3 protein-coding genes are annotated in these 2,799 nt (G+C 62.1%); all 3 read right to left on the bottom strand.

Annotation, left to right across the window (positions count from 1 at the left end):
* Positions 1 to 110: 110 nt before the first annotated feature.
* Positions 111 to 950: an ABC transporter ATP-binding protein gene (locus ACI3K0_RS30630; protein WP_148146806.1), complete on the bottom strand. Its 840-nt coding sequence runs from the start codon at positions 948 to 950 to the stop codon at positions 111 to 113.
* 3 nt (positions 951 to 953) lie between these two features.
* Positions 954 to 1,841, bottom strand: a complete 888-nt coding sequence (locus ACI3K0_RS30625) for an ABC transporter permease (RefSeq protein ID WP_148146804.1) — start codon at positions 1,839 to 1,841, stop codon at positions 954 to 956.
* Positions 1,841 to 2,799: ABC transporter permease (locus tag ACI3K0_RS30620; RefSeq protein ID WP_404946976.1), on the bottom strand; the 959-nt coding region annotated here is incomplete at its 5' end. The genes ACI3K0_RS30620 and ACI3K0_RS30625, both read right to left, overlap by 1 nt.

The raw sequence follows: 2,799 nt of genomic DNA, 5'->3' as shown, positions 1-2,799 counted from the left end.
GCCGAAACATTCTCCCGGCTCCACCAGGAAGGATATGTCGGGAAGGACCTTGAGCGCTGTTGGCCCGTGGCCGAAAGTAATGGAGAGATTGCGTGTCTCGACTGATACCGTCATCGGGAAACCTCCTCCAGCCATTCGGGGCGGCGGTCCAGCACCGCCAGCGGCGCACGCGCGCCGCCGATGCGCGGCTGGGCCGCAATAAGACCCCGCGTATAGGGGTGTTGCGCCTTGTCGAGGTCGCGGGCGGCAAGCGTTTCCACCACGCGACCCGCATACATGATCAGCACCCGGTCGCAGAAATTGCGCACCAGGTTGAGATCGTGGCTGATCATGATCAGACCGATCCCGCGATCCCGCACCAGGCCGTCGAGAATGTTCAGCACCTGCAGCCGCACCGTAACGTCCAGCGCCGAGGTCGGCTCGTCGGCGATGACCACATCCGGATCGGCAAGCAGCATCATCGCGATCATTACGCGCTGGCCCATGCCGCCGGAAATCTCGTGCGGATATTGCTCGCAGACACGCTCAGGATCGCGGATCTTGACCGCTTCCAGCATGGCGATCGCCTTTTGAAGGGCATCCTTCCGGCTGCATTTGAAGTGGCGCAGATAGGTCTCGGCCACCTGGTCGCCGACCTTGCGGATCGGATTGAGCGAAAACTTCGGATCCTGCAGGATCATCGACATGCGCCGCCCGCGCACGCCGAGCATCTGTTCTTCCGTCAGCGATAGCAGTTCGACATCTTCGAACCGCATCTTGTCGGCGGTAATCTTGGCCGACGGGAGCAGTCTCAGCAGCCCTCGGCCAACGGTGGACTTGCCCGAACCGCTTTCGCCAACAATGCCCAGCCGCTCGCGCCCGAGCGTGAAGGACACGCCGCGCACGGCATCGGTCGGAGCACCGCCGTAACGGATGTGAAGATTTTCAACGTCGAGGATTGGACGGGTCATGGCCTACCTCCGGTTCATCTGCTTGGGATCAAGCGCATCGCGCAGTCCGTCGCCAAGTAGGTTGAAGGCGAGGCTGACGCACAGGATGGCGACGCCCGGAAAGGTAACCAGCCACCAGCTGTCGAGCATGTAACGACGCCCCGTGGCAATCATCGCCCCCCATTCCGGCAGCGGCGGCTGTGCGCCGAGGCCGAGAAAGCCGAGACCGGCCGCCGTCAGGATGACGGTCGCCATGTTGAGCGTCAGGCGGATCAGCACCGAAGGCAGACACATGGGCACGATCGACTTGACGATGATGCGGGTCGGTGAAGCCCCCTGAAGGCGTGCAGCGGCAATGTAGTCCGCATTGCGAAAAGTCATCGCCTCGGCGCGCGCAAGCCGGGCGATCGGCGGCCAGGATGTCAGCGCGATGGCGATGATCGCGTTGTTGAGGCTCGGGCCGAGTGCAGCGACGAAGGCCAGCGACAGGATCAGGCTCGGGAAGGACAGGAAAATGTCGGTGATGCGCATCATCACCGTGTCGAAGCGACCACCCAGATAACCCGAGGCCGCACCGACGGCGAGCCCGATAGGCCCGACGACGATCGACACCAGGAAGATGATCGTCAGCGTGATGCGGGATCCCCAGACCAGACGGCTGAAGATGTCGCGGCCGAGTTCGTCGGTCCCGAACAGATGCCCGTTGCCGGGCGCCTGAAGCGTGTTGGCGAGATCCTGCGCATAGGGATCATGCGTTGCGATGAGCGGCGCGAAGATGGCGACCAGGATCAGCAGCGCGAGCACGGCAAGGCCGAAAAGCGAGGTCGGGCTCTTCATCAGGAAGAGAACGATGTTGCGCAGGGCATTGACCGAGGCCGGCACGCGCAGCTTGGAAGCGGTTGTGACTGACATCAGCGGGTCCTCGGATCGAACAGACGGTAAAGCATGTCGGAAAGCAGGTTGAGCGCGATGAAGATGACGCCGACGATCAGCACGCAGGTCATCACGGCATTCATGTCGCCGATGATCAGGTTGCTGGTCAGGTATTGCCCGAAGCCCGGCCAGGCGAATACCGTTTCGATCAGCACCGCGCCTTCCAGAAGCGAACCATAGGCAAGCGCCACGATGGTGACGAGCTGCACGCGGATATTGACGAACGCATGACGCCATATGGTCTGGTGTTTCGACAGTCCTTTCACGCGGGCGGTCGTGATGTATTCCTGCCCGAGTTGGTCGAGCATGAAACTGCGCGTCATGCGCGTGATATAGGCGGACGAAGAGTAACCGAGCAGCGACGCCGGCAGGATCAGGTGGTTCACCGCCGACCAGAAGACGTCCATCTCGCCCGCAAGCAGGCTGTCGATCAACAGGAAGCCGGTCGTTTCAGGAACAAGGCCGATATAGAACTGGTCCATGCGGCCACTGCCCCCGACAAGGTCGAGCTTCGCATAAAGTACGATGAGCGCGATCATGCCGGTCCAGAAGATCGGCATCGAATGGCCGAAGAGGCTGAGCACGCGCACAAGGTGGTCAGGCCAGCGGTCCTTGTTGACCGCAGCGATGACCCCCATCGGCACGCCAAGGCCAGCACCGATCAGAATGGCGAAGGTCGCCAGCTCCATCGTTGCTGGCATGACATGCAGGATGTCCTGGATGACCGGCTGGCCGGTGCGGATCGACGTGCCGAAATTGCCTGTCAGCACGTCGCCGAGATAGTAGAAGAACTGTTCCCACAGCGGCCGATCGAGACCGAGCGAGCGGAAAACTTGCTCATAGGTCTCGCGGGTCGCGTCCTCGCCGACCATGGCGCGCACGGGATCCGCAGGCATCATCCGGCCAATGATGAAGGTAAGTACGAGCAGCCCGAGCA

It is taken from the genome of Rhizobium sp. ZW T2_16 (assembly GCF_044987325.1).
Classification (GTDB): domain Bacteria; phylum Pseudomonadota; class Alphaproteobacteria; order Rhizobiales; family Rhizobiaceae; genus Neorhizobium; species Neorhizobium cellulosilyticum.
Note: the sequence above shows the minus strand (reverse complement) of the source record. Positions and strands in the feature narration are given on the sequence as shown.

Bases quoted from the DNA above. Each gene is read 5' to 3' on its own strand.
- ACI3K0_RS30630 (WP_148146806.1), bottom strand. From the start codon at position 950: ATGACCCGTCCAATCCTCGACGTTGAAAATCTTCACATCCGTTACGGC.
- ACI3K0_RS30625 (WP_148146804.1), bottom strand. From the start codon at position 1,841: ATGTCAGTCACAACCGCTTCCAAGCTGCGCGTGCCGGCCTCGGTCAAT.